The following is a 23498-nucleotide window of genomic DNA, read 5'->3' on the forward strand; positions in this document are numbered from 1 at the left end:
GTCAGCGGACCTGCGGGTCCTGGCCGTTCTCGGAGACCATGGGATACTCGGCGTCCTGCCACGCCCCCATGCCGCCGCGCACGTTGATCGCGTCGAAGCCGTTCTGGTTCAGGTACTCGGTCGCCTTCAGCGAGCGCCCGCCGGAGCGGCAGATGACGTAGACGTCCTCGTCCAGGGGGATCTCGCCGTAGCGGGCGGGGATGTCCGCCAGGGGCAGGTGCTGGGCCCGCTCGATGTGCCCCTCCTCCCACTCGTAGTCCTCGCGGACGTCGAGGATCTTGGCGTCCTCGGGGATCTCCTCCACGCTCACGCTGGGAATGTCCACGGTGCGCTCCTTCGCTGCTCGGCTGGCTCGGATTCCGCCGCCCAATCTACCCGGCGCCCGTCCCGCGCGGGAGGGCACTTGCGCCGGACCGCCCCCGGGTGTTGTCTGTAACGCGAGATATGGTTCACACCTCAGCGGGTGCGGGCCGCGGCAGAGAGGAACCCCAGCATGAGCACCACCCCGTGGCAGGGCCGCGACGACGGCCCCGGCGCCATCCACACCCGCTGGCACCACATGGTCTACGCCGGGCAGAAGGAGACCGGGGAGGAGGCGCAGAGCCTCGCGGTGCTCGGCTTCGACTCCCACGAGGGCACGATCCGCTCCCAGGGTCGGCCCGGGGCCGCGGAGGGCCCGCACCGGCTGCGCCACGCCCTGGCCCAGCTGGCCTTCCACGGGGCCAACGTGGTGCACGACCGCGGGGACATCGAGGTGGACGGGCACCACCTGGAGGAGGCGCAGGCCGAGGCCGGGCGGCGCATCGCCGAGGCGGTGCGGGATCACCGGATGACTCTGGTGCTGGGCGGGGGACACGAGACCAGCTACGCGGGGTACCTGGGTCTGGCGGCCTCCGGGCGGCTGGACGGGGTGCGCACCTGGGGCGTGGTCTCCTTCGACACCCACCTGGGCACCGCCCAGGAGCCGCAGGCCACGGCCACCACGGTGTTCGACCAGATCGCCCGGGCGGAGCGGAAGGCCGGGCGGGAGTTCCGGTACGTGGCCCTGGGCATCTCCGAGACGGACAACACCCGCGCCCGCTTCGAGAACGCGGGGCGGATCGGGGCCCGGTACCTGAAGGATGCTCAGCTGCGCGAGGCGGAGCTGCCCGAGGCCGAGGCCTGGCTGGAGGAGCGGCTGGCGGACCTGGAGGTGATCTACCTCAGCGTGGATCTGGACGTGCTGCCGGGGGAGACCGCCCCGGGGGTCAGCGCGCCGGCCACCCTGGGGGTGCCCCTGTTCGTGGTGGAGCGCCTGGCCCGCCGGGTGGCGCGCACCGGGAAGGTCGCGGTGCTCGATGTCGTCGGGCTGGTGCCGCGCCTGGACCTGGATGAGCGCACCGCCCGCGCCGGGGCCCGGCTGATCCACTGGATCACTGCCGACGGCTTCGAGCGTCCGGCCGCGGACGCCTCCTCGGAGACCGCCCGGCCCCTGCTGGCCGAGCGCCAGCGGCACCTGGACTCCGGGACCGCGGACCCCGGCGGCACCACCGCCACCACCCAGCCCGTCACCGGCCAGCCCGTCACACAGGCCGCACAGGGCACCGGCACAGCGGCGGCGCGTTAGGTTGGTCATATGAGCGATCGAGCCGGAACCCCCGCACAGCCGCAGGACCTCGTGGACATCGAGGAGCTGCTCACCGCCTACCGCGAGCGCGTGCCCGACGCCGAGGACCCCGCCCAGCGGGTGGCCTTCGGCACCTCCGGGCACCGGGGTTCGGCCCTGAGCGGCTCCTTCAACGAGGCGCACATCGCCGCGATCACCCAGGCGATCGTCGAGTACCGCACCGAGCAGGGCATCGACGGGCCGCTGTTCATGGGCCGGGACACCCACGCCCTGTCCGGTCCGGCGCAGGAGACGGCCCTGGAGGTGCTGGCCGCGCACGGCGTCGTCGTGCTGCTGGACGCCCGCGACGGGTACGTGCCCACCCCGGCGCTGTCCCGAGCGATCCTGGTGCACAACGCCCGACCCGGGGCCTCCCAGGCCGACGGCATCGTGATCACCCCGAGCCACAATCCGCCCACGGACGGCGGGTTCAAGTACAACCCGCCGCACGGCGGGCCCGCCGGGGCCGAGGCCACCGGGTGGATCCAGGACCGGGCCAACGAGCTGCTGGCCGACGGGAACCGCGGGGTGCGCCGGGTGCCGTACGCCCAGGCGAAGCTGGCCGAGACCACGCAGACCTACGACTACCTGGACGCGTACGTCTCCGAGCTGCCCGAGGTGGTGGACCTGGAGGCGATCCGCAAGGCCGGGGTGCGCATCGGGGCGGACCCGATGGGCTCGGCATCGGTGGAGTACTGGAAGGAGATCGGGCGCCGGTACGGGCTCGAACTGACCGTGGTCAACCCGGACGTGGACCCGCAGTGGGGGTTCATGACCCTGGACTGGGACGGGAAGATCCGCATGGACTGCTCCTCCCCGCACGCGATGGCCTCGCTGATCGCCAACCGGGACTCCTACGACATCGCGACCGGCAATGACGCCGACTCGGACCGGCACGGCATCGTCACCCCGGACGCCGGGCTGATGAACCCCAACCACTTCCTGACCGTGGCTATCGACTACCTGTACCGGCACCGTCCGGACTGGCCGGGCGACGCCGGGGTGGGCAAGACCCTGGTCTCCTCCTCGATGATCGACCGGGCCGCCGAGGACCTGGGGCGCACGCTCGTGGAGGTGCCGGTGGGGTTCAAGCACTTCGTGGACGGGCTGCTGGCCGGCACCCTGGGCTTCGGCGGGGAGGAGTCCGCGGGGGCCAGCTTCCTGCGCCGGGACGGGGCCGTGTGGACCACGGACAAGGACGGGATCATCCTGGCCCTGCTGGCCTCGGAGATCCTCGCGGTCACCGGCAAGACGCCGTCGCAGCGCTACGCGGAGCTGACCGAGCGCTTCGGGGACCCCGCCTACGAGCGGATCGACGCCCCCGCGACCCGGGATCAGAAGGCCCGGCTGAAGCAGCTGAGCGCCGAGGACGTCACGGTCGAGGAGCTGGCCGGAGAGCCGATCACCGCCACACTCACCGTGGCCCCGGGCAACGGGGAGCCGCTGGGCGGGCTGAAGGTGGTCACCGAGTCCGCCTGGTTCGCCGCCCGCCCCTCCGGCACGGAGGACGTGTACAAGATCTACGCGGAGTCCTTCCGCGGCCCGGAGCACCTGCGGCAGGTGCAGGCCGAGGCCAAGCGGCTGGTGGACGGCGTCATCGGCTGAGGCTCAGCCGAACAGCACCCGCAGCGGGGCGGTGAGGCCGGCGGCGGACGGGGTGCCGGTGGGACTGTTGTGCAACGCGGTCCCCAGGATGCTGAACACGAAGATCACCGAGCCGACGATCAGCAGGACGGACAGCGCGCCGATGATGGTGGCGATCCACCCGAGCACCCGCCCGGCGGTCGCGTCCGCCCCACCCTCGCGGGCCTTCTTCGCCTGCACCAGGGCGATCGGCCCGAGGATCACGCCCAGCATGCTGACCAGCCCGACGATGCCGAGCACCAGAGCCGTCGTCGCCTGGGACTGCGCCCGCGGATCGACCGGCGGGTACGGGTAGCCGTACCCACGCGGATAGCCCCCGTGCTGCGGCTGCTGAATATGCCCCTGCCCGCAGTCGCCAGCGGGCTGGCCGTACTCACCCGGGGTCTGACTCTGGCCCGGCTGTTCCCCGTGCCGGCCGCCCTGCAAGGGGTGGTCGGGCTCGTCGCCGGTGCGGGCGGAGGCACCCTGGATCTCCGCCTGGCTGTGGTGGTCCTCGGGATGCTGGGGATCGCGGTGGTGCTCGCTCATACCCGTCACAGTATCCGCCGGACATCCCACCGGACCAGGCCTGACGCTGCCTGCGACGGAGCACGCAGGCCCCGAGGCCGATGACGATGAGCACCGGATGCTCGGCGCCGGCATCTCGTGCCGTCCCCGGGGCGAGGACCCCGCCCTGCTGCAACAGTCTCCACCCGCCACTGGAGTATGACGCGGATCATCCTCATCGGAATGAATGGGATGGAGCCGGATGAAGCACGCTGACGAAGAATCTGTCGACATCTCCAAGATGTCCATCTGGCGTTTTCGGGAGTATCGCCGATGGCTCACCCTGGGCACCTCCCATGATTTCGCCTCCGCCATCAAGCGGTTCACCTTCCCGATGCTGACCCTCATGGCGACAGGGGATCCCCTCCTCGCAGGGCTCGTGGGAACGCTGGGAGTCGCCTCCGAAGCGATCGCAGGTTTGGTCGGGGGGGGTATTTCGCGGACCACCATCCCAAACTCGGTCTGATGATGCTGGCATCATCTGTCGGTGCGGTATGGACTCGTCGGATCAGCCTCCACCGGCCAGCTGGTGGAGATCCTGGATGAGCGCGTGATAGGCCGAGCCCTGGCGGCGAACCAGGGGCGTGATGCGACGATCTCCCTGACCGGCGCTCCGCTCGGCGGGTTCGCCCTCGGGCTCTCCACCGCCCTGGTCGCACCGCTGCTCCAGATCCTCGACCTGCTGGGCCTCGTCGGCCTCAGTGCGGCGGTCCTGGTGGTCCTGCTCAACAGATCGCTCCGAGGCATCCCCAGACCCGAGGACCTGAAGGAGTACGCAGTGAGTCGGGTCAGCCGGGAGGCGCACCCCCGCCGAGAGCCCGCGGGGACGACGACGTCGTAGAGTGGGGACGATCGTCCCTGACCTCGACCGAACGGTGCATGACCCCATGTCCCACACCACCGCAGAACCCCGCGGCGTCGACGCCCACAATCCCAGCGGCAAGACGTTCTTCGGCCACCCCCGCATGCTCGCCAACCTCTTCTCCGTGGAGATGTGGGAGCGCTTCTCCTTCTACGGCATGCAGGCCATCCTGGTGTACTACCTGTACTACTCCGCCGCGGAAGGCGGGCTGGCCCTGGACAAGGGCGCGGCCACCGGCATCATCGGCGCCTACGGCGGCATGGTCTACCTCATGGCCATCGTCGGCGGATACCTCGGGGACAAGATCCTCGGGCCGGAGCGCACCCTGTTCTACTCGGCGATCGCCATCATGTTCGGGCACATCGCCCTGGCCCTGCTACCCGGGCTGGTCGGGGTCATCGTGGGCCTGGTGCTCATCGCCGTGGGCTCCGGGTGCCTGAAGACCAACGCCTCCGTGCTGGTCGGCTCCCTGTACGACCTCAAGGACACCCGCCGCGACGCCGGCTTCACCATCTTCTACCTCGGCGTGAACATCGGCGCCCTGGTCGGTCCGCTGCTGACCAACTGGCTGTGGGGTCTGGCAGGCTTCCACTTCGGCTTCGGCCTGGCCGCGATCGGCATGTTCGCCGGCCTCGTGCAGTACGTGGCCACCCGCAAGCGCCTGCCCGCCGAAGCCCGGGTCGTGCCCACCCCCGCCTCCGCGAAGGAGAAGGGCCTGGCCGGCGGCGCCGTCGTCGTCTTCCTGCTCCTGGTGGCCCTGATCAGCGCGACCGGCCTGCTGACCCCGGACAACATCGACAACTGGGTGATCGGACTGACCCTGGTGGGCGCCATCGCCCTGTTCGCGGTGCTGCTGACCAGCAAGCGCACCACCGCCGATGAGCACTCCCGGGTGCTCTCCTTCGTGCCGCTGTGGCTGGCCAACGTGGTGTTCTGGGCGCTGTTCCAGCAGCAGTTCACCGTAATGGCCGTGTACTCGGACACCCGCCTGGACTGGCACCTGTTCGGCATGGAGCTCAAGCCCGGCCTGGTCAACTCCATCAACCCGATCTTCATCATCGCCTTCGGCACCCTGTTCTCCGTGATGTGGACCAAGCTCGGCGAGCGCCAGCCGACTACCGTCACCAAGTGGTCCTTCGGCCTGGTCGGCGCCGGCATCGCGTTCCTGATCTTCCTCACCCAGGCCGGCAAGCCCGTGGTGAGCCTGTGGTGGATCGTGCTGATCCTGTTCGTGCTCACCCTCTCCGAGCTGTCCATCTCGCCCACCGGCTCCTCCCTGGCCACCAAGCTCGCCCCGGAGGCGCACAAATCCCAGATGATGGCGCTGTTCTGGACCTCCGTGGCCATGGGCACCACCCTGTCCGGCTGGCTGGCCGGCTTCTACTCGATGGACACCGAGATCCCGTACTTCACGACCATGGGCCTGATGTCCATCGCCGCGGGCCTGCTGGTGTTCTTCGGGCGCAAGCCGATCCTCAAGCTCATGCGCGGCGTGCGCTGAGAGGCGGGAGGCGCAGATCGGGTCATCCGGACTCGGAAGCAGGTGACCCCGGATGACCCGATGTGTCCTCGGGTTCCGAGGCCCTTGGGCCGCCTCCCCGGCCGGTTCTAGGTTGAACGGGACATCATCCCCGTCGAAAGGCCACGGACCATGGCTCTGCACCTGCTGGAACTGACCCCTCACACGCCCTCCCAGGAGAACGCCGAAAGCCTGCTCAAGGCCGTCTCCGAAGCCCTGGACGCGGCCCCGGCCGCCGAGCTCATCGAATCCCAGGTCACCGCGGATCACGCCCGGCTCTTCGTGATCGTGGAGACGACCGACGGCAGCGCGACCGACGCCGCCGACCGGGTCCGCGCCGCTGTCTCCGCCCAGGCCGAGGTCGCCGGCCCCGATGCGGTGCGGCTGGTCGGAGCAGAGCTGTCTGAGATCAAGAAGCTCAAGAAGGACGCCGACTACCTCGTGGAGTGGGACATCCCCACCGAGATCACGATGGAGCAGTACCTCACCCGCAAGAAGGCGAACGCCCCCAAGTACGCCGAGGTCCCGGAAGTCTCGTTCCTGCGCACCTACGTGCGCGAGGACACCGTCAAGTGCCTGTGCTTCTACGACGCCCCCGACGAAGAGGCAGTCACCCGCGCCCGTCAGGCCGTGGACACCCCCATCGACCGTCTCTTCCGCCTGCGCGCCTGAGGGGCGACGATGAACACGAGCGCACACGTCGACACCCGATCCGAAGCCTCCGCCATGACCGATCTGGACCTGGCCAGCAGGCCCCTGACCGCGTACCCGCACCGAGAGAAGGTCCTCGACCTTGCGGAACAGGCCGCCGACGCCGTGGACCGGGATCAGGCCTCCCCTTTCACCACCCTGCAGGAGCTGGGTGATCTGGGGTTGCTGACCCTTGGCCGCACCGGGTCTCTTCTGCCGCAGGCAGCCGTGGTCCATGACATCGCCACCCACTGCGTCTCCACGGCCTTCAGCCTCTGGGCGCACCGCAGCGTCATCGCCTTCTTCGACGCCGTGGACCGTCCCCTGCCGGAAGGGCTGAGCACCGCCCGAGTCTCCGGGACCACCGCCATGGCCGCCGCCTTCAAGGACGCCGCCGGGATCGGCGAGCTGGGGGTGAGGGCCCGTCCCGGGGCTGAGGGCGGGCTCATCCTGGACGGAGTGATTCCGTGGGCCTCCAACCTCCACCCCGGTGGCATCGCCGTCGTCCCGGTGGCATTGACGGATGACGAGGGACACCAGACGGGGAAGGCCATCGTCGCCCTGTCGACCGACCGATCGGGCTTCGACACCGCCCCGATGCGGAACCTGCTGGCGCTGAACGCGACCCGTTCCGGGTTCACCCGGGTTCGTGAGGTTCATGTCCCGGCCCGCGACATCCTCACCGAGGACGTCCCCGCATTCCTCGCGAGGATCTCCGCGCCCTTCCTGCTGCTGCAGTCCTCCCTCTGCCTGGGCTTGGCCGCGGCCGCCGTGGACTCCGCCAGGCTGGGAGCCGACCATGTCTGCGGTGTCTTCCGCGAGCAGTACGACGCCGTGGCTGCGACGCAGCATCAGCTGCGCGGGCGGCTGACGGTCCTCGCCGAAGACCCCGGGTCGGCGACCCGTCGGGACCTGCTGCAGCTGCGCCTGGATGCCGCCCATCAGGCCAAAGCGGCCACGGACCTGGAGCTGATGGTGGTCGGCGGGCGCGGCTACGTGGCCCGCTCGGCCACCGCCCGCCGCGTGCGGGAAGCCGCCTTCCTGCCGGTGCAGTCCCCCACTGAGGGGCACCTGCGTCTCGAGCTGCAGCGCGCATGAGTCAGGCCCCGGTCCTGCTGGAGGTCAGCGGGGCGCGCAAGACCTACCCTGGCGCCCGCGCCCCGGTGCTGGACGGCGTGGACCTGCGGATCCGGCGAGGGGAATCCGTCGTGTTCCTGGGCCCCTCCGGTTCGGGCAAGTCCACCCTCCTGCGTGCCATCGGCGGGCTGGAGCCCCTGGACGCCGGAACCGTACGCACCGCGAGTCGTCCCGCCGTCGTCTTCCAAGATCCGGCCCTGTATCCGTGGCTGACGGTGGCTCAGAACATCGCGCTGGCGGGGCGCTTCCGGGCCCATCGGGGACAGGTGAGCCGAGGCCGGGTGCGAGAGCTGCTGGATGTCCTGGGACTGACGTCCCTGGCGGATACCGCACCGGGGCAGCTGTCCGGCGGACAGGCCCAGCGGGTGGCCGTGGGGCGGGCTCTGGCCGCCAAACCCCAGTTGCTGCTGCTGGACGAACCGTTCTCCGCGCTGGATCCGGCGACCCGGGAGGACCTCCAGCACTGGCTGCGCCGGCTCATCGAGGATCTGGAGCTCACTGCCGTGACAGTCACCCACGACGTCGCCGAGGCCACGGCCCTCGGTGATCGAGTGGGATTCTTCCGCACCGGGGCCGGCTTCGAACGGTGGTGGACCGTTCCTCGCACCGATCGGGACCCTGACACCGATGCGCTGACCGCAGACCTGCGGGAGCATTACCGCGGGGCACGCGAGGAGTGGATCATATGAGTCCGCGACGCTCTTCTGCGCAGCACGGCCCACAGCCGGACCCCGTCTCACGCACGCAGCACCGGCCCGGCGAAGGCCCGGGGCGGCGCACCGTCCTGCGGCGGGCCGCAGTGACAGGACTGGGGCTGGCTGGAGCGGGTCTGACAGGGGTCGGCGCCTGGGCGGCAGGGGATGCCCTGGGCGCATCTGGGGGATCCCCCGAGCCGGCCGCGCTGCGCATCGGGTATCTCCCGATCACCGATGCCGCGCCGCTGCTGGTGGGCCACGCCCGGGGACTGTTCGCGCAGGAAGGCGCGCCCACGGCCGATCCGATCCTCTTCCGGTCCTGGGCCTCTCTGTGCGAAGCCTTCATCAGCTCCGAAGTGGACGCGATCCACCTGCTCATGCCCCTGGCTTTCCACCTGCGGTACGGACTGGGCGCTGATGCCCGCGTCATGGCCTGGAACCACGTCAACGGCTCCGCGCTGACCGTGGCGCCGGAGATCCGAGACGTCGCCCAGCTGGCTGGAAGGACCGTGGCCGTGCCGGCCTGGTGGTCCGTGCACAATGTCCTGCTGCAGCGGCTGCTGCGTGATGCCGGACTGCGTCCGGTAATCCGACGCTCCCCGGAGGCGCAGGAGACCGCCCTGGTGGTGATGTCTCCTGCGGATATGCTTCCGGCCCTGCACCAGCGGACCATCTCCGGGTTCGTCGTCGCGGATCCCTTCAACGCGGCCGCGACCGCACGCGGAGTGGGGAAGACCCTGCGTTTCCTCGGCGATGTGTGGCGTCACCACGCCTGCTGCGTGACGGTGCTGCGCGGTGACCTGGTGGACGACGCCCCGGAACGCACCGAGGCCTTTCTGCGAGGACTGGTGCGAGCCCAGGCATGGACCAGGGAACACCGTGAGGAGGCCAGCCGACTCCTGGCGGATGGGCTGCTGCCCCAGCCGCAGCCGATCATCCTGCGGGCTCTGACCGATCATCCCGACGCCGCGAGCGCGGTGCACCACCGAGACTGGGCCGGTGAGCTGATCGACTTCGTTCCGTACCCCTTCCCAGGATTCACCACACGGCTGCTGGAGGAGATGCGGGCGACCGTGGTGGACGCCCCGAGGGACTTCCTGGACGGTCTCGACGCCGCCCGCGTGCACGAGGATCTCGTGGTCACCGGGCCCGTGCGCGCTGCCATAGAAGAGTTGGGCGGACCGAGCGTCTTCGGACTGGATGGTTATGAGCGGACGGAGCAGCTGGATGGGTGACCACGGGATCAGACGGCTCCGAGCCTGGGGGCTGGGGGCTGCAGGCGTCGTCGGCGCGGTGGCACTGTGGTGGCTGTTCACCCGAGCCGCCGGGGCGGAGGACCCGCTGCTGTCCGCTTTCCGCCCGGAGAGGGTCCCCGCAGCCCTGGGAGAGCTGATCTCCCGGGGCGTTCTGCTCCCCGACATCGGTGTCTCTGTGCTGCGCCTGGGCCTCGGTCTGGGCCTGGCGGTGATCATCGGTCTTCCTCTGGGGCTGTGGTTCGGATCCTCGCGTACCGCGGAGCAGGCCGCACACCCGGTGGTGCAATTCCTGCGGATGGTGTCTCCGCTGTCCTGGGCGCCGGTGGCGGTGGCCCTGTTCGGCGTCGGCCATGCGCCGGTGGTGTTCCTGGTGGCCATTGCGGCCGTGTGGCCGGTGGTGCTGGGGACCTCAGCGGGGGTCCGTGCGGTGGATCCGGGGCATCTGCGGGTGGCCGAGAGCCTCGGTGCCACCCGCGGGGAGCGGCTGCGGCACGTGGTGCTGCCCAGCATCCGGCCGCAGGTGCTCACCGGTGTGCGCACAGCCCTGGGCATCGGATGGGTGATCCTGGTCCCCGCGGAGATGCTGGGCGTCTCCTCCGGCCTGGGATACGAGATCCTCAACGCCAGGGACCGGTTGGCTTACGACGAGATGCTCGCCGTCATCCTGGTGATCGGCTTGCTGGGGACCATCCTGGACGCCGTCGCCCGGTTCGCCTTGCACCCCCGCGTTCCCGGATCCCGGAGGCGGAGCCGATCGGCATCGGTGCTCGAGGAAGCGTCTGAGGTCACGGAAGCCGCGTAGAATCGTCCCGATCTTCCTTCCTTCCTCATCCCCCGGAGAAGAACCGTGCTCCCCGCCGATCACCATCGCAGCCCCTCGGACACCGACCGCCCCGCAGCGGCCCACCGCCTCGGCTTCGGGTGGACCCTGCACGGCGACGGGCGCACCGTCGCCCCGGGGCAGGTGGTGGGCCCGCGGGAGCGGCTGCGGTGGGGCCGCACCGTGAGCATCGGCGCCCAGCACGTGGTCGCCATGTTCGGGGCGACCTTCCTCGTCCCGCTGATCACCGGCTTCCCGCCGGCCACCACCCTGTTCTTCTCCGGGCTGGGCACCATCCTGTTCCTGCTGCTCACCGCCGGGCGGGTGCCCTCCTACCTGGGCTCCTCCTTCGCGTTCATCGCCCCCATCGGGGCGGCGAGCAACCAGTACGGTCCGGGCGGGGCCCTCGGCGGGGTGGTGATGGCCGGAGCGGCGCTGTTCGTCGTCGGGCTGATCGTGCAATGGGCGGGCACAGACTGGCTGCAGAAGCTCATGCCGCCGCTGGTCACCGGGGCGATCGTCGCGCTGATCGGCTTCAACCTGGCGCCCTCGGCCAAGGACAACTTCATGAAGGCGCCCGTGACCGCGCTGGTCACCCTCGGCTCGATCATCCTGATCTCGGTGCTGTTCCGCGGGATGATCGGGCGGCTGTCCATCCTGCTGGGGGTGGCCATCGGGTACATCACCGCCGTGGTGCGCGGGGAGGTGGACTTCTCCGCGATCCGCGCGACCTGGGAGGCCGAGGGGCTGATCGGGCTGCCGCACTTCCAGACCCCCGAATTCCACCTGTCCCTGGCCGGGCTGTTCATTCCGGTGATCCTGGTGCTGGTGGCGGAGAACATCGGGCACGTGAAATCCGTGGCCCTGATGACCGGGGAGAACCTGGACCGCTACGCCGGGCGCGCCATCATGGCCGACGGCCTGGCCACCACCATCGCCGGATCCGGCGGCGGCTCCGGAACCACCACCTACGCGGAGAACATCGGCGTGATGGCCGCGACCAAGGTGTACTCGACCGCCGCGTACTGGGTGGCCGCCGTCGTCGCCCTGCTGCTGTCCGTGTTCCCGGTCTTCGGCGCGGCCGTCGCGACGGTGCCGGCCGGGGTGCTCGGAGGCGCGGCGACCGTCCTGTACGGCATGATCGGGATGCTCGGCGTGCGGATCTGGGTGCAGAACCGCGTGGACTTCTCCGACCAGGTCAACCTCACCACGGCCGCCGTCGCCCTGATCGTGGGGATCGCGGACTACACGTGGGAGATCGGCGGGCTGCAGTTCGCCGGCATCGCCCTGGGCACCGGCGTCACCCTGGTGGTCTACCACCTGATGTCCGCCATCGCCCGGGCCCGCGGCACGGCGCAGCCCCAGCCCCGGGAGGAGCGCCCGGAGTAGGCCCTGGTATGGGTGCGGGTATGGGTCCGCTGGGTCGGTGAGGCCGAGCCGCCGCCGCATCGCCCCCATCCGGTCACCGAGACCGTACGTGGTGGCCGAAACCGTACAAAGGTGTCGAAACCGGACCCGACGGGTACGGTCTCGGCCACGGTGTACGGTTTCGCGGCGTCGGCTCAGCCCCACCCGCGCACACCGAGCTCGGCCGCGCGTCGGGCCGCCAGATCCATGAGCCGGGCCTTCAGCTCGGGACGGCGACCGCACACATCGGCCCACCCGGCGCGCAGCAGCACCACCCCCGTCTCCTGGATGTCCAGCTCCCGCTGCCGCTCCTCGTACAGCTTGGTCCGGGTGTCCCCGCAGTCGAAGTACTTGGCCTTGCCATCAAGCTCCAGCCCCATGCGCAGCGGTTCCCAACCCAGGTCCACGCGCCGGAGACCGCGCCGGGTCTGCACCGGCATCTGGGGCCGCGGGGCGGGCAGCCGCAGCTCGTGCACGGCCACCCGCGCCAGACTCTCCAACGCCGACTCCGACCGAGCATCCGCGAAGTCGAGCACCCGCCGCACCCTCCTCGCACCGCGAAACCCGGGAGCCGCCCGCAGCAACCCGAGGACATCCTCCGAAGCGACCCCCACCCGCAGCACGTGGTCGGCCATGACGACGCCGTCCTCGAATCCCATCGACGCCGAGCAGTCCAGGAGAGTGCGGGGCAGATCCGTCACGGGGATCTGCCCGCCGAGCAGGCTCCGATGCGCCCCGATGCCCGGCCGGTGGTGCACCACGACCTGGGGATCACGGGTGGAGGGCTTGCGCACGGAGCTGACATGCACGCGGTCGGGCAGGCGCAGCAGGGGCAGTCCGTGGAGGAGCGCCGCCGAGGCATCGGAGAAGACCCACGGGGCAGTGGTGCGAGACAGGAACGCGAGATGCATGGCCAGGCACTGCTGCCGCGGGGACAGCTCCTGCCAGCGGCGGGCCCGGACATAGCAGCTGCGGGCGATCCGCACCCAGTCGGTCCCGAGGCCGCCCCGACTCGGACGCGGATCACCATAGCCGAGCTCGCGCAGCTGCTCGGGCTGCAGGATCTCCTCGAGGCTCAGATCAGCGATCGTCGTTCCCATGCCGGCCAGCATTCCGCACCCTGAGTCAGCCGATGGCGGGCCGGATGCAGGATTGTGCGGTGGGGACGCCGGTGGAGGCCGCCGTCCACAGATCCGGGGAAACACCGCCCCCGCCCGAATGCGGTGGGGCCCGGTCACGGCGCCCCAGCGGGTCGGCGAGACCGTACGTGGTGGCCGAGACCGTACAGAGGTGTCGAGACCGGACCCGGCGGGTACAGTTTCGGCACGTTCGTACGGTCTCGGCCACGGTGTACGGTTTCGGCGTCGGGCAAGTGGCCGGGGGAGCGTGAGGGAGACGCGGACCGCGAGCGCGGGTCAGGGGCGGGGGAAGAGCTTCCGGGCCAGGTCCGCGCGGTTGGTGACCAGCCCGTCCACGCCCAGCGCGGCCAGGCGGCGCATGTCCTCCGGATCGTCCACGGTCCACACGTCCACCCGCAGACCGCAGGCGTGCGCGGCGTCGAGGAAGCGGCGGGTCACCACCGGCACCCGCACCGGACCGACCCGGTGGGACTCCGGCACCTGCAGGGCGTCGAAGGGAGGCACCCACCGGCCGAGCAGCCGCAGCGCCATCCGCCAGCCCGGCCGCACCCAGCGCATCGGCAGCCGGCTGACCAGCAGGAACAGGGCCGTCCCCGCGATCCCCGCGCTGGAGGACGGCGGCGGAGCCTGCCGCTGCTCGGGACTCGAGGCGCCCCAGGCCGCCCCGGAGACCTTCGCGCCGTTTCCGGAGTCGATGCCGTTGCGAGCGGCCGCCCCGGGAGTCTCCGCGGCGATTCCGGGGGTGATCCCGCGGCGAACGGACGATCCGGGAGACCCCGCCGAGGTCCCCGCCGCGGGGCGCCGCGGCCCACCGGTGCCGGCCCCCAACGCGCGCAGGCGAGCCAGCGCGCGGCGTCGTCGGGCATCCGAGAAGGAGGCGATCCGCACCCGGTCCACCGCCCCCGCCTCCCGCAGCACCCGCGGCACGGCCTCCACCGCGCCCTCGTCCTTCAGGTCGATGTTGAACCGGGCCGTGGGGAAGGCCTCGAGGGCTTCGGCCAGGGTCGGGATCCTCTGCCCGTCCGGCAGCCGCACCTCGGCCACCTGCGCGGCACTCAGCTGCGAGACCCGCCCCGGCACCCCGGCCACCCGATCCAGGGACGGATCGTGCAACACCAGCACGACGCCGTCGGCGGTGGTGTTCACGTCCGTCTCGATCCACTCCGCGCCCGCCTCCACCGCGGCGCGGAAGGCCTCCAGGGAGTTCTCCGCGGCCTCGAGGGCCAGGCCGCGGTGGGCGTAGACGGTGGGGACGGTGCGGTCACGGGAGCGCTCTGACATGCCCCCGAGCCTAACGGCCATACCCCCGGGAAGGCGCACCGCCACCGGCACAGCCGCACGGTCTCAGCCGTCGGAGCCCGCCCCGCTGCCGGAGGCGTCGGCGTCGCCTTCCGCGGCCCTCGGGGGTCCGGCGGGCACGTCCAGGATGGTGAACAGCTGCCCGATCACCCGCATCGCGTCCTGCTCCTGCGCGGTGATCGAGGTGGGCGGGTCCGAGACGATCACGACGTCGGCGCGCTCCAGATCCACCCCGTCGTCATCGATGGCCGGACGCACCGTGATCTCCAGGGGGTAGTCGGGGACCTCGAGGGCCGCCCGTCGGGTGACGTTCATCCCCTGCTCGTCCAGGCGCTCCAGCCGGTACAGCTCATCACGGTCCAGCACGGAGGCCAACCGCGCCAGGCACATCCCCGGGGACAGATCCGCCCGATGCCGCCCGGTCACCTTCCCGTACACGGCCTCGATCTGCCCGGGTCCCGCCGACCGCGCCCCGAAGATCCCCGGGGAGAATCCTCCGGTGCCGAACAGCTGCGCGCCGGACAGTCCCCGGCGAAACGGCGCCAGGGCCTCGCCGAGCGTGGGGCGCGGGGCTGGGCCGGCGTCCTCACCCGCGAGATCCCCGGCGGCCTCCTGCTCCCCGGCATCCCGGCCCCGCTCCCCCGCGCCGCCGCGGCGGAACCTGCCGAGGCCCTGCATCAGCATGGGGACGAGGAAGAGCAGCATCAGGACGACGCCGGGTGGCAGTCCCACCGCCCGCAGCAGCATCGGCCCCAGCAGCACGGCCGCGATCATCAGCCCCACCCGCAGCCCCTCGCCACCGGCCCAGCGGCTCTCCCGCGAGCTCATCGGTCCTCCCGGGTCCCGGCGTCGGCCGCGCCCTCGGCCAGCAGCCGCTCGATGGTCTGGGCGACGCCGTCCTCCTCGAAGCCCGGGCAGGTGCGGCCCACCTCCTCGATGACCTGGGGCCACCCGGAGGCCATCGCGTATCCGTGTCCGGCCCAGCGCAGCATCGCGGTGTCGTTGGGCATGTCCCCGAAGGCCGCGACCTGCTCCGCCCGGATGCCGCGTTCGGCGCACCAGCGCGCCAGGGTGCGGCCCTTGGACAGCCCGGCCTGGCCGATCTCCGCCAGCGGGAGGGTCGCCACGGCGTGGGTCACGGACACCTGCTCACCGGCCAGCTCCCGCACCCGCTCGTACAGCGCCCCCGGATCGGTCCCGTCCTGGCGCACCAGCAGCTTCACGACCCCGGCGTCGGCGGGCAGCACCTGCTCCAGGGGCCCGCGCACGACGTCGGGGGAGGTCTCCAGGACGTTGGTCTGCCCCCAGCCGGGATCCGTGTAGATGCCGTCCAGGGCCTCCGCGGACAGCGCGGCCTCCGGCAGCTCGGCCCGCAGGCGCGCCAGCAGCTGCGGGATGACGCCCGGGTCCACGGTCTCCGATGCCAGGATCCGGTCCGCCCCGAGGTCGTAGATCACGGCGCCGTTGGAGCAGATCGCCACGGACTCGTAGGCCAGCTGCTCGCGCAGGGGCTGCAGCCAGCGGTACGGGCGCCCCGTCACGAACACCACGTCCACCCCCGCGTCCTCGGCGGCCGCGAAGACCTCGAGAGTGCGGGGACGGAAGCGGAAGTCCGGGCCCAGGACGGTGCCGTCCAGGTCCGTGGCGATCAGCCGGATCACTCAGGAGTCCTCGGCCGGCACCTCGAAGGTGGGGGTCAGGAAGGCGCGGGCGATGCCGTGGAAGAACAGCTGGAAGTTCACGACGGCGGGGCTCGCGCTCTCGTCGATCTCCAGCTGCTCGGTGTCCACCGCGGTCACGCAGAAGATGTACCGGTGGGCGCCGTGCCCGGCGGGCGGGGCGGCGCCGGTGAAGTCACGGTTCCCGCCGTCGTTCAGATGCTTGATCACCCCGTCGGCGATCTCCCCGGAGGCCCAGTCCCGCGGCAGGGAGGTGACCTCGCCCGGGATGTTGGACACGCAGGCGTGCCAGAAGCCGGAGGGGGTGGGGGCGTCCGGGTCGAAGCAGGTCAGCACGTAGGACTTGGTGCCCTCCGGTGCCCCGGACCAGGACAGCTGCGGGGCGACGTCCTGCCCGCCGTCCACGCCCATGGCCCCGGAGGCGAACTCGACGGGCATGGGCTGACCCTCGGCGACGTCCTCGGAGGTCAGGGTGAAGGTCGGCAGCTCGGGCAGGCCCTCGTAGGGGCGGCGGTCCAGCATGGGATTCTCCTTCGTCGGGTGTCGGTGGTTCGGTCCGGCCCTGACGGGGGCCGGGGGTCGGTGTCGGTTCGGCCGGTCGGCTCAGCTGTCCAGGGCGGCGTCCAGCTCCTCGCGGGTGGGCGGGTTGGCCCCGGCCCGGGAGACGGTGATGGCGGCCGCGGCCGCGGCCCGCTCGAGGATGGCCAGCAGATCCTCGCGGTCCAGTTCGCCCAGGCGCTGGGCGGCCTCCCGGCCGGTGACGCCGCGGTCCGCGAGCGCGCTGAGCAGACCCGCCATCAGCGCATCGCCCGCGCCGACGGTGTCCGCGACCTCGGTGGTGCGGGCGGGCACGCTCACGCCGTCCGGGCCGGTGACCGGCGTCAGGGCCCAGGAGCCCAGGGCCCCGCGGGTCACGACCACCAGCCCCGGGCCGGCCTCGAGCCAGGCCGCTGCGGTCTGCTCGACGGTGCGGTGCGGGTACAGCCACAGCAGGTCCTCGTCGGAGGCCTTGACGACGTCGGCGTGCTCCACCACGGCCTCCGCGCGGGCGCGGGCCGCGGAAGCGTCCGGGACGATGCTGGGGCGGCAGTTGGGGTCGTAGGAGATCAGCGCGTGGGGGGCGGCGGTGCGCACGGCGTCGAGCACCGTCTGGGCACCGGGGTCCAGCATCGCGCCGATGGAGCCGACGTGCAGCACCTCGGCCGCGGTGAGCAGCTGCGGCAGCTGGTCGGCGACGGCGTCGAGGTTCCAGTCCAGGGTGAAGTCGTACTCCGCGGCGCCGTCCTCGGCGAGGGTGGCTTCGGCGACCGGAGTGGGGCGCTCGTCGGCGGGCACGGGGATCTCCACGCCGGCGCCCTCCAGGTGCTCGCGCACCAGCTGCCCGTGCTCGTCCTGGCCGTGGCGGCCGATGAAGCGCACGGGGTGGCCCAGCCGGGCCAGGCCGACGGCGACGTTCAGGGGGCTGCCGCCGGGCAGCGTGCGCGGGGCGTCGTCATGGGGGCGGACCACGTCCACGAGGGCTTCTCCGATGACCGTCAGCATGCTCCCACTCTACCGAGGGGCCCGGCGTGGGTGAACCAGGCCACCATGGGGTCGTCGCCGAGGCGGACAGCCCGAGGGATCACCGGTCATCAGGTCCCGCCCAGGGGTTTTTGAGGGTACGCTGAGCCTGGTCTGGATGACCCAGCCGCCTTCCCCGGCCGGCCGTCACCGACCCCATCGCATTCGCTGAACCCAAGGATCATCATGACCGCTCCCCGCCCGCTGCGCGCCCTCGTCGGCGTCGGTGCCTCTCTGACCCTGGCCGGCGGCCTCCTGCTGGGCGGCCTGCCCGCCCAGGCCGACGAGACCCCCGCCCCGACCGCACCGACGGCCACCGCCCCGGTGGTTCCGGCGGACACCACCGTCACCCGCACGTACCCGGATGGCGCTGCGGCCACCATGGATGTGGCCTGGGCTCAGGGTCGGACCCTGCACGTGTCCGGCACCGGCTTCTTCGCCGAGGACGGCAAGACCCCCTCGACCATCGCCATCAAGCTGACCTCCGGCACGGACAAGCTGAACAACGGCGCCGTGACCGCCCAGTTCCAGGCGCAGGCCGACGGCAGCTTCTCCGTCGAGCTGCCGTACCCCACCATCGCCAACGGCGGGGCGATCCGCCAGGGCAAGGCCGATTCCTCCGAGGAGCTGAAGATCGGCGAGCCGGTGGGTGTGAACCTGCTGACCGGCTCGCTGCAGACCGGCGACCGGATGCGCGGCGGCCCCATCGGCTACGCCGCGATCACCGCCGCCCCCGCACCCACCGAGGACCCGACGCCGGAGCCAACCACGGACCCGACGACCGATCCGACCGGCGAGCCGACCCCGGTGCCGAGCACCGAGCCCACCTCCCCGGCGCCCACCACCGATCCTTCCGAGGAGCCCAGCGAGACCCCGACCGCTGATCCCTCCGCCTCGACCGAGCCGGGCGCACAGCCCTCCGCATCGGCCAGCACCCAGCCCGAGGCCTCCGCCAGCCCCACCGGCTACCAGAACTGCCGCGCCGTCTGGGATGACCTGGGTCGGTCCATCCACTCCGATGAGCCCGGCTACTCCCTGGATCTGGATGCCGACCGCGACGGCATCGGCTGCGAGCAGGAGCCCGACTACACGAGTGACAACGGGACCGGCGGGTACGGCTCCGGGGCCTCCGGTTCCGGCACCACCGGCGCCGGCTCCGCCAGCGACCTGGCCAGCACGGGTCTGGGCCGTCAGGCCGGGCTGATCCTCTCCGGCGGGCTGTTCGTGCTCGCCGCAGGCACCGCCCTGGTCGTGTTCGGACGCCGCCGCTCCGCCGAGTAGCACCGCCCCGAGCGCATCCCGCCGCGGATCCCCGCGACGGCACACGCGACGCACGCCCCCGGACCCCGCGGTCCAGGGGCGTGCGTCGTCTCATCGGCCGGTCCCGGCGTCGGATAAGGTGGTGGGGTACCCCACAATGACGTGAGCTCCGCCCCGTACCGCCGACCCCGCAGCCCCGTCCGCCCCGCCGCGGATGCGGGCCGCCCCGGGGACGCGGCACCCCGGGGCGGGAAGGAGAATGGATCCCGCCGTGAGCACCCCCACCACCCCCGCCGCCTGGTCCCGCCGCGAAGAGCTGGCTGAGCAGATGATCCCCCTGATCGGCCGCCTGCACCGGGAGAACCAGGTGGTGGTCAACATCCACGGGCGCAGCCTCATCAACCGGTCCGTCACGGACATCATCAAGGCCCACCGGTGGGCCCGGCAGATCGACACCGTGGAGCTGGACCTGGAGGAGACCCTCCCCCTGGTGCAGGCCCTGACCGAGCTGGAGCTGGGCGCGGCCTCCGTGGACCTGGCCCGACTGAACTCCCTGTACCGCAGCGAGGGCGAGGGCCGGGAGCTGGACGCCTGGCTGCGCGAGCAGCTGGCCGAGGTGGTCGGGGGGAAGGGCCGGAACGAACCCGCCGGGCAGGATGTGGTGCTCTACGGCTTCGGGCGCATCGGCCGGCTGCTGGCCCGCATCCTCATCGAGCGCGGGGCCGGCTCGGGGCTGAACCTGCGCGCCGTCGTCGTGCGGAAGAACGCGGAGAACGACCTATTCAAGCGCGCCTCCCTGCTGCGCCGGGACTCCGTGCACGGCGCGTTCAACGGCACCATCCAGGCGGACCCGGAGACGGACGTGATCACCGCCAACGGGGTGCCGATCCAGTTCATCTACTCCTCGGACCCGGCCGCCGTGGACTACGAGCGGTACGGGATCCGCGATGCGGTGGTCATCGACAACACCGGCCGCTGGCGCGATGAGGAGGGCCTGTCCCAGCACCTGAAGGCCAAGGGCGTGGCGAAGGTCCTGCTGACCGCGCCGGGCAAGGGGGACCTGAAGAACATCGTGTGCGGGGTCAACGACCACGTCATCGAGGACTCGGACCGGATCCTGTCCGCCGCCTCCTGCACCACCAACGCGATCACCCCGGTGCTGAAGGTGCTCGACGACGAGTACGGCGTCTCCCACGGGCACGTGGAGACCGTCCACTCCTTCACCAACGACCAGAACCTCATCGACAACTTCCACAAGGGGGACCGCCGCGGCCGCTCGGCGGCCCTGAACATGGTGCTGACCGAGACCGGCGCGGCCAAGGCCGTGGCCAAGGCCCTGCCGCAGATGGCGGGCAAGCTCACCGGCAACGCGATCCGTGTGCCCACCCCGGACGTGTCCATGGCGATCCTGAACCTGCAGCTGGGCAAGGCCCCGGAGTCCAAGGAGTCCCTGAACGCCTACCTGCGGGACATGTCCCTGAACTCCCCGCTGCGCAAGCAGATCGACTACACGGACTCCCACGAGGTGGTCTCCACGGACTTCGTGGGCTCCCGGCGCGCCGGGATCGTGGACGGTCTGGCCACCATCGTGTCCGGGAGCTCCGTGGTGGTCTACGTCTGGTACGACAACGAGTTCGGCTACTCCTGCCAGGTGATCCGGGTGGTGGAGGAGATGGTCGGGGCCCACCCGGCCAGCTTCCCGCGGGACTGACCCGCGTCCGGCGCCGAGCCGTCAATCCGGGAGGGATGTCCCCGAAAATCGGGGATCGTCCCTCCCGGATTGACGGCTCGGCGCTGAGAATTCTTGGCGCTGGAACGTCTTGGCGCCGGGGAGGAGCGCTCAGGCGCGGTAGAAAGCCTCGATGACGGCGCCCAGCGCGGCGGCGTCGTCGATGTGGCACATCTCCCGGGCCGAGTGCATGGACAGCAGGCCCAGCCCGACGTCGATGGTCCGCACCCCCAGGCGAGTCGCGGTGATGGGTCCGATGGTGGAGCCGCACGGGACGTCGTTGTTCGAGACGAACTCCTGGTACTCGACCCCCGCGTCTTCGCAGGCCCGCGCCCAGACCCCCGCGCCCACCGCGTCCGTGGCGTAGCGCTGATTCGCGTTGATCTTCAGCAGCGGCCCGCGGCCGGGCTGCGGACGGTTGACCGGGTCGTGATGCCCCGAATAGTTCGGGTGGACCAGGTGCCCGGCGTCGGAGGACAGGCACACCGAATCCGCCAGCGCCCGACGGTACTCCTCCGGGGAGTCCCCGCGGGCCGCGCTGATCCGCACCAGCAGGTCCTCCAGGATGGGCCCGGCGGCACCGGAGCGGGTCGACGAGCCGATCTCCTCGTGATCGAAGGCCGCCAGCACCAGGGTCTGCTCCGACGCCGAGCCGCCGGCGGCCGCCGCACCGATCAGGGCCTGCACTCCGGCGTGCACCGAGGAGAGGTTGTCCAGCCGCCCCGCGGCCAGGAACTCCTCCTTCGCGCCGAAAAGCCGCGGCTCCTGGGCATCGGCCAGCACCACGTCCCAGCCCAGGACCCGCTCCGGGGCCACCGGCGCCGGGTGGGCCCCCGCGGCGTCCAGGGCCTGTTCGCCCAGGTGGGCCAGCACATCCTGCGGCTCCTCCCCCGCCGCCCAGATCGGCTGGGTGTGCCGCTGACGGTCCAGGGTCAGCCCCTCATTCTGCGTGCGGTCCAGGTGGATGGCCAGCTGCGGGATCCTGGCCACCGGACCCGTGGCCACCAGACGCTGCCCGAGGCTCCCATCCTCCTCGCGCACGGCCAGGCGCCCGGCCAGACGCAGCTCCCGGTCCAGCCACGAGTTCAGCAGGGCCCCGCCGTACACCTCGACGCCCAGCTGGCTCCACCCCAGGGACCCGGTGCTCGGGTGCGGCTTCAGCTTGAAGGAGGGCGAGTCCGTGTGCGCGCCGAGGACGCGGAAACCCCCAGCCCGCTGCCCGGTCTCCGGCTGCACCCAGGCCAGCAGGGCGCCGTCGCGCCGCAGGAAGTACCCGCCCGGAGCCGTGGGGAAGGGTTCGGACTCCCGCACCGGGGTGAACCCCTCGGCCTCCAGGCGGCGGGCCCCCTCGGCGGCGGCGTGGAAGGAAGACGGGGAGGCGGCGAGGAAGCGGCCCAGATCCAGGGCGTGCTCGCGGGCGTCGGGAATGGGGGCGGTGGTCATGGATTCCTCCTGGATTCGGGGATGGGGTCGAATCGGGTCGGCGGGGGCGCCATCGGCGGGGCCATGAGGGGCATGCGCAGGCGCGGCAGGTTCCGGCGTCGGGCCAGGCGCACCACCAGCAGGGCGTACAGCCCGTCCACCACGACGGCGACCACCAGGTCCCCCGGGGCCCCGCCGGACGAGGCCGTGGGATCCGCCCAGCCGATCAGCCCGAGGCCCAGGCCGATGACGTTGTTGGCCGAGTGCAGGCCGATCGCCGCCTCCAGTCCGCCGGTGCGCCAGGTGAGGTAACCCGCCACGACGGCGAGCACCCCCACGCTGGCCTGCCCCCACGGATCGTAGCCGTGGCCCAGGACGAACACCGGCACCGGCAGCAGGATGGCCCACGCGGGGTGACGCAGCCAGCGGCCCAGGGTCTGCATGGGCAGGCCCCGGAAGACCACCTCCTCGGTGGCGCACTGCACCGGCACCAGCAGCAGGATCATCACGAGGATCGCCAGGCTGGTCCCGCCGTTCCAGACGGTCTGCGGCAGGCCCGCCTGCGCCGCGCCGATCTCCGCCTGCTCCACGGGCAGCAGCATCATCACCGCCTGCACCGCGACGAACACGGCGACGGCGAGCCCCGTGCACCGGGTCAGCCAGCCCCAGCGCAGGCGCCCGGCCGCGGAGAGGATCAGACCGATCGGGCGGGGCCCCATCACCAGGCGACCCACCAGCACGGCCGGCAGCATCACGATGATGCCGAGGAAGGTCATCAGGAAGATCCCGGGGCGGGTGAACAGCTCCACCGGGTACCCGGAGGGCCCCAGCTCGATCCGCGCGGAGGCGGGGTCCCCGGCGTGGACGGCGAACCAGACCAGCCCGAGGGCGAAGGACAGCGCGAGGTACACGGCTCCGGCCAGCGGAATCTCGACCAGCGGGGACCACCAGCGGTGCCGCGGATCGGCGAGCGCGAGCCGGTGGTAGGCCAGCCCGGCGGCGGGTGCGGGTGCCTGGCCCGGCTGGGCGTGCCGGGTGTCCGGGCGGGGGCCGACGTCGTGAGGGGGCTCGGCGGGCGGCGTCGCGCCGGGGCGCTCGGGCGGGGGCTGGACCATGGTCTCCACTGTATCCATCCGCCTCCCGGCCCTTCCGGACGAGTCGTGACCCGAGCTATAGACTGGTGGGAATC

At 71.7% G+C, this 23498-nt stretch carries 23 protein-coding genes; 13 read left to right on the forward strand and 10 right to left on the reverse strand.

The genetic code is table 11. The features are described 5' to 3' along the window. Nucleotide 1: 1 nt before the first annotated feature. Nucleotides 2-325, reverse strand: coding sequence for a rhodanese-like domain-containing protein (locus KKR01S_RS07685; protein WP_058730396.1), 324 nt, complete (start codon nt 323-325; stop codon nt 2-4). Nucleotides 326-493: 168 nt separating this feature from the next. Here KKR01S_RS07685 and hutG point away from each other — a divergent pair, with 168 nt between their 5' ends. After that, nucleotides 494-1606 (forward strand): formimidoylglutamase, encoded by a 1113-nt coding sequence (hutG, locus tag KKR01S_RS07690; RefSeq protein WP_058730395.1) that lies wholly within the window; start codon nt 494-496, stop codon nt 1604-1606. 9 nt (nt 1607-1615) lie between these two features. Further along, complete coding sequence (gene pgm / locus KKR01S_RS07695; protein ID WP_061225699.1) at nt 1616-3250, forward strand: phosphoglucomutase (alpha-D-glucose-1,6-bisphosphate-dependent); 1635 nt, start codon at nt 1616-1618, stop codon at nt 3248-3250. A gap of 3 nt (nt 3251-3253) precedes the next feature. Here the strand turns inward: pgm and KKR01S_RS07700 are convergent, their stop codons facing one another. After that, complete coding sequence (locus KKR01S_RS07700) at nt 3254-3817, reverse strand: DUF4190 domain-containing protein (RefSeq protein WP_058730393.1); 564 nt, start codon at nt 3815-3817, stop codon at nt 3254-3256. A 220-nt stretch (nt 3818-4037) separates the two neighbouring features. Here KKR01S_RS07700 and KKR01S_RS07705 point away from each other — a divergent pair, with 220 nt between their 5' ends. The 9 genes from KKR01S_RS07705 (at nt 4038) to KKR01S_RS07745 (ending at nt 12203) form a co-directional block, all read left to right on the forward strand. Beyond that, entirely contained in the window at nt 4038-4301 is a 264-nt protein-coding gene (locus KKR01S_RS07705) for a hypothetical protein (RefSeq protein ID WP_058730392.1), read from the forward strand. A gap of 21 nt (nt 4302-4322) precedes the next feature. Continuing rightward, the gene (locus KKR01S_RS07710; protein WP_058730391.1) at nt 4323-4676 is read left to right on the forward strand and encodes a hypothetical protein; all 354 of its coding nucleotides are present in this window, start codon (nt 4323-4325) and stop codon (nt 4674-4676) included. 46 nt (nt 4677-4722) lie between these two features. Further along, the gene (locus tag KKR01S_RS07715) at nt 4723-6198 is read left to right on the forward strand and encodes a peptide MFS transporter (protein WP_058730390.1); all 1476 of its coding nucleotides are present in this window, start codon (nt 4723-4725) and stop codon (nt 6196-6198) included. A 150-nt stretch (nt 6199-6348) separates the two neighbouring features. Continuing rightward, on the forward strand, nt 6349-6888 hold the full coding sequence (locus tag KKR01S_RS07720) for a DUF4242 domain-containing protein (protein WP_058730389.1): 540 nt from the start codon (nt 6349-6351) through the stop codon (nt 6886-6888). 54 nt (nt 6889-6942) lie between these two features. Then, nucleotides 6943-8004 carry an acyl-CoA dehydrogenase family protein gene (locus tag KKR01S_RS07725; RefSeq protein WP_058730405.1) on the forward strand — a complete coding sequence of 354 codons (1062 nt, stop codon included), beginning with the start codon at nt 6943-6945 and terminating at the stop codon, nt 8002-8004. Further along, complete coding sequence (locus KKR01S_RS07730; RefSeq protein WP_058730388.1) at nt 8001-8732, forward strand: ABC transporter ATP-binding protein; 732 nt, start codon at nt 8001-8003, stop codon at nt 8730-8732. Before KKR01S_RS07725 ends, KKR01S_RS07730 begins: the two co-directional genes overlap by 4 nt. Before the next feature lie 110 nt (nt 8733-8842). Beyond that, nucleotides 8843-9973, forward strand: coding sequence for an ABC transporter substrate-binding protein (locus KKR01S_RS07735; RefSeq protein ID WP_242650366.1), 1131 nt, complete (start codon nt 8843-8845; stop codon nt 9971-9973). A 58-nt stretch (nt 9974-10031) separates the two neighbouring features. Beyond that, nucleotides 10032-10796 carry an ABC transporter permease gene (locus KKR01S_RS07740; RefSeq protein WP_242650365.1) on the forward strand — a complete coding sequence of 255 codons (765 nt, stop codon included), beginning with the start codon at nt 10032-10034 and terminating at the stop codon, nt 10794-10796. Nucleotides 10797-10922: 126 nt separating this feature from the next. Next, complete coding sequence (locus KKR01S_RS07745; RefSeq protein ID WP_058730403.1) at nt 10923-12203, forward strand: uracil-xanthine permease family protein; 1281 nt, start codon at nt 10923-10925, stop codon at nt 12201-12203. A 173-nt stretch (nt 12204-12376) separates the two neighbouring features. Here the strand turns inward: KKR01S_RS07745 and KKR01S_RS07750 are convergent, their stop codons facing one another. From KKR01S_RS07750 to KKR01S_RS07775, 6 genes are all read right to left on the reverse strand, one after another. Then, entirely contained in the window at nt 12377-13321 is a 945-nt protein-coding gene (locus tag KKR01S_RS07750) for a hypothetical protein (RefSeq protein WP_131800597.1), read from the reverse strand. 315 nt (nt 13322-13636) lie between these two features. Continuing rightward, entirely contained in the window at nt 13637-14641 is a 1005-nt protein-coding gene (locus KKR01S_RS07755) for a glycerophosphodiester phosphodiesterase family protein (protein WP_058730385.1), read from the reverse strand. 63 nt (nt 14642-14704) lie between these two features. After that, nucleotides 14705-15487 carry a hypothetical protein gene (locus tag KKR01S_RS07760; RefSeq protein WP_058730384.1) on the reverse strand — a complete coding sequence of 261 codons (783 nt, stop codon included), beginning with the start codon at nt 15485-15487 and terminating at the stop codon, nt 14705-14707. After that, on the reverse strand, nt 15484-16320 hold the full coding sequence (locus tag KKR01S_RS07765; RefSeq protein WP_058730383.1) for an HAD family hydrolase: 837 nt from the start codon (nt 16318-16320) through the stop codon (nt 15484-15486). The genes KKR01S_RS07760 and KKR01S_RS07765 overlap by 4 nt, the downstream gene beginning before the upstream one ends. After that, a complete protein-coding gene (locus KKR01S_RS07770; protein ID WP_058730382.1) occupies nt 16321-16860 on the reverse strand; it encodes a YbhB/YbcL family Raf kinase inhibitor-like protein in 540 nt (179 codons plus the stop codon). A gap of 81 nt (nt 16861-16941) precedes the next feature. After that, nucleotides 16942-17880 carry a carbohydrate kinase family protein gene (locus tag KKR01S_RS07775; protein ID WP_058730381.1) on the reverse strand — a complete coding sequence of 313 codons (939 nt, stop codon included), beginning with the start codon at nt 17878-17880 and terminating at the stop codon, nt 16942-16944. 204 nt (nt 17881-18084) lie between these two features. Between KKR01S_RS07775 and KKR01S_RS07780 the strand changes: the two genes are divergently transcribed. After that, nucleotides 18085-19179, forward strand: coding sequence for an excalibur calcium-binding domain-containing protein (locus KKR01S_RS07780; RefSeq protein ID WP_061225702.1), 1095 nt, complete (start codon nt 18085-18087; stop codon nt 19177-19179). Nucleotides 19180-19417: 238 nt separating this feature from the next. Next, on the forward strand, nt 19418-20869 hold the full coding sequence (locus KKR01S_RS07785; RefSeq protein ID WP_061225703.1) for a glyceraldehyde-3-phosphate dehydrogenase: 1452 nt from the start codon (nt 19418-19420) through the stop codon (nt 20867-20869). Nucleotides 20870-20998: 129 nt separating this feature from the next. Here the strand turns inward: KKR01S_RS07785 and KKR01S_RS07790 are convergent, their stop codons facing one another. Beyond that, nucleotides 20999-22330: a M18 family aminopeptidase gene (locus KKR01S_RS07790; protein ID WP_061225704.1), complete on the reverse strand. Its 1332-nt coding sequence runs from the start codon at nt 22328-22330 to the stop codon at nt 20999-21001. Then, complete coding sequence (locus KKR01S_RS07795; RefSeq protein WP_131800598.1) at nt 22327-23424, reverse strand: CPBP family intramembrane glutamic endopeptidase; 1098 nt, start codon at nt 23422-23424, stop codon at nt 22327-22329. Before KKR01S_RS07795 ends, KKR01S_RS07790 begins: the two co-directional genes overlap by 4 nt. Nucleotides 23425-23498: the final 74 nt, after the last annotated feature.

It is taken from the genome of Rothia kristinae NBRC 15354 (assembly GCF_001570865.1).
Lineage (GTDB): Bacteria > Actinomycetota > Actinomycetes > Actinomycetales > Micrococcaceae > Rothia > Rothia kristinae.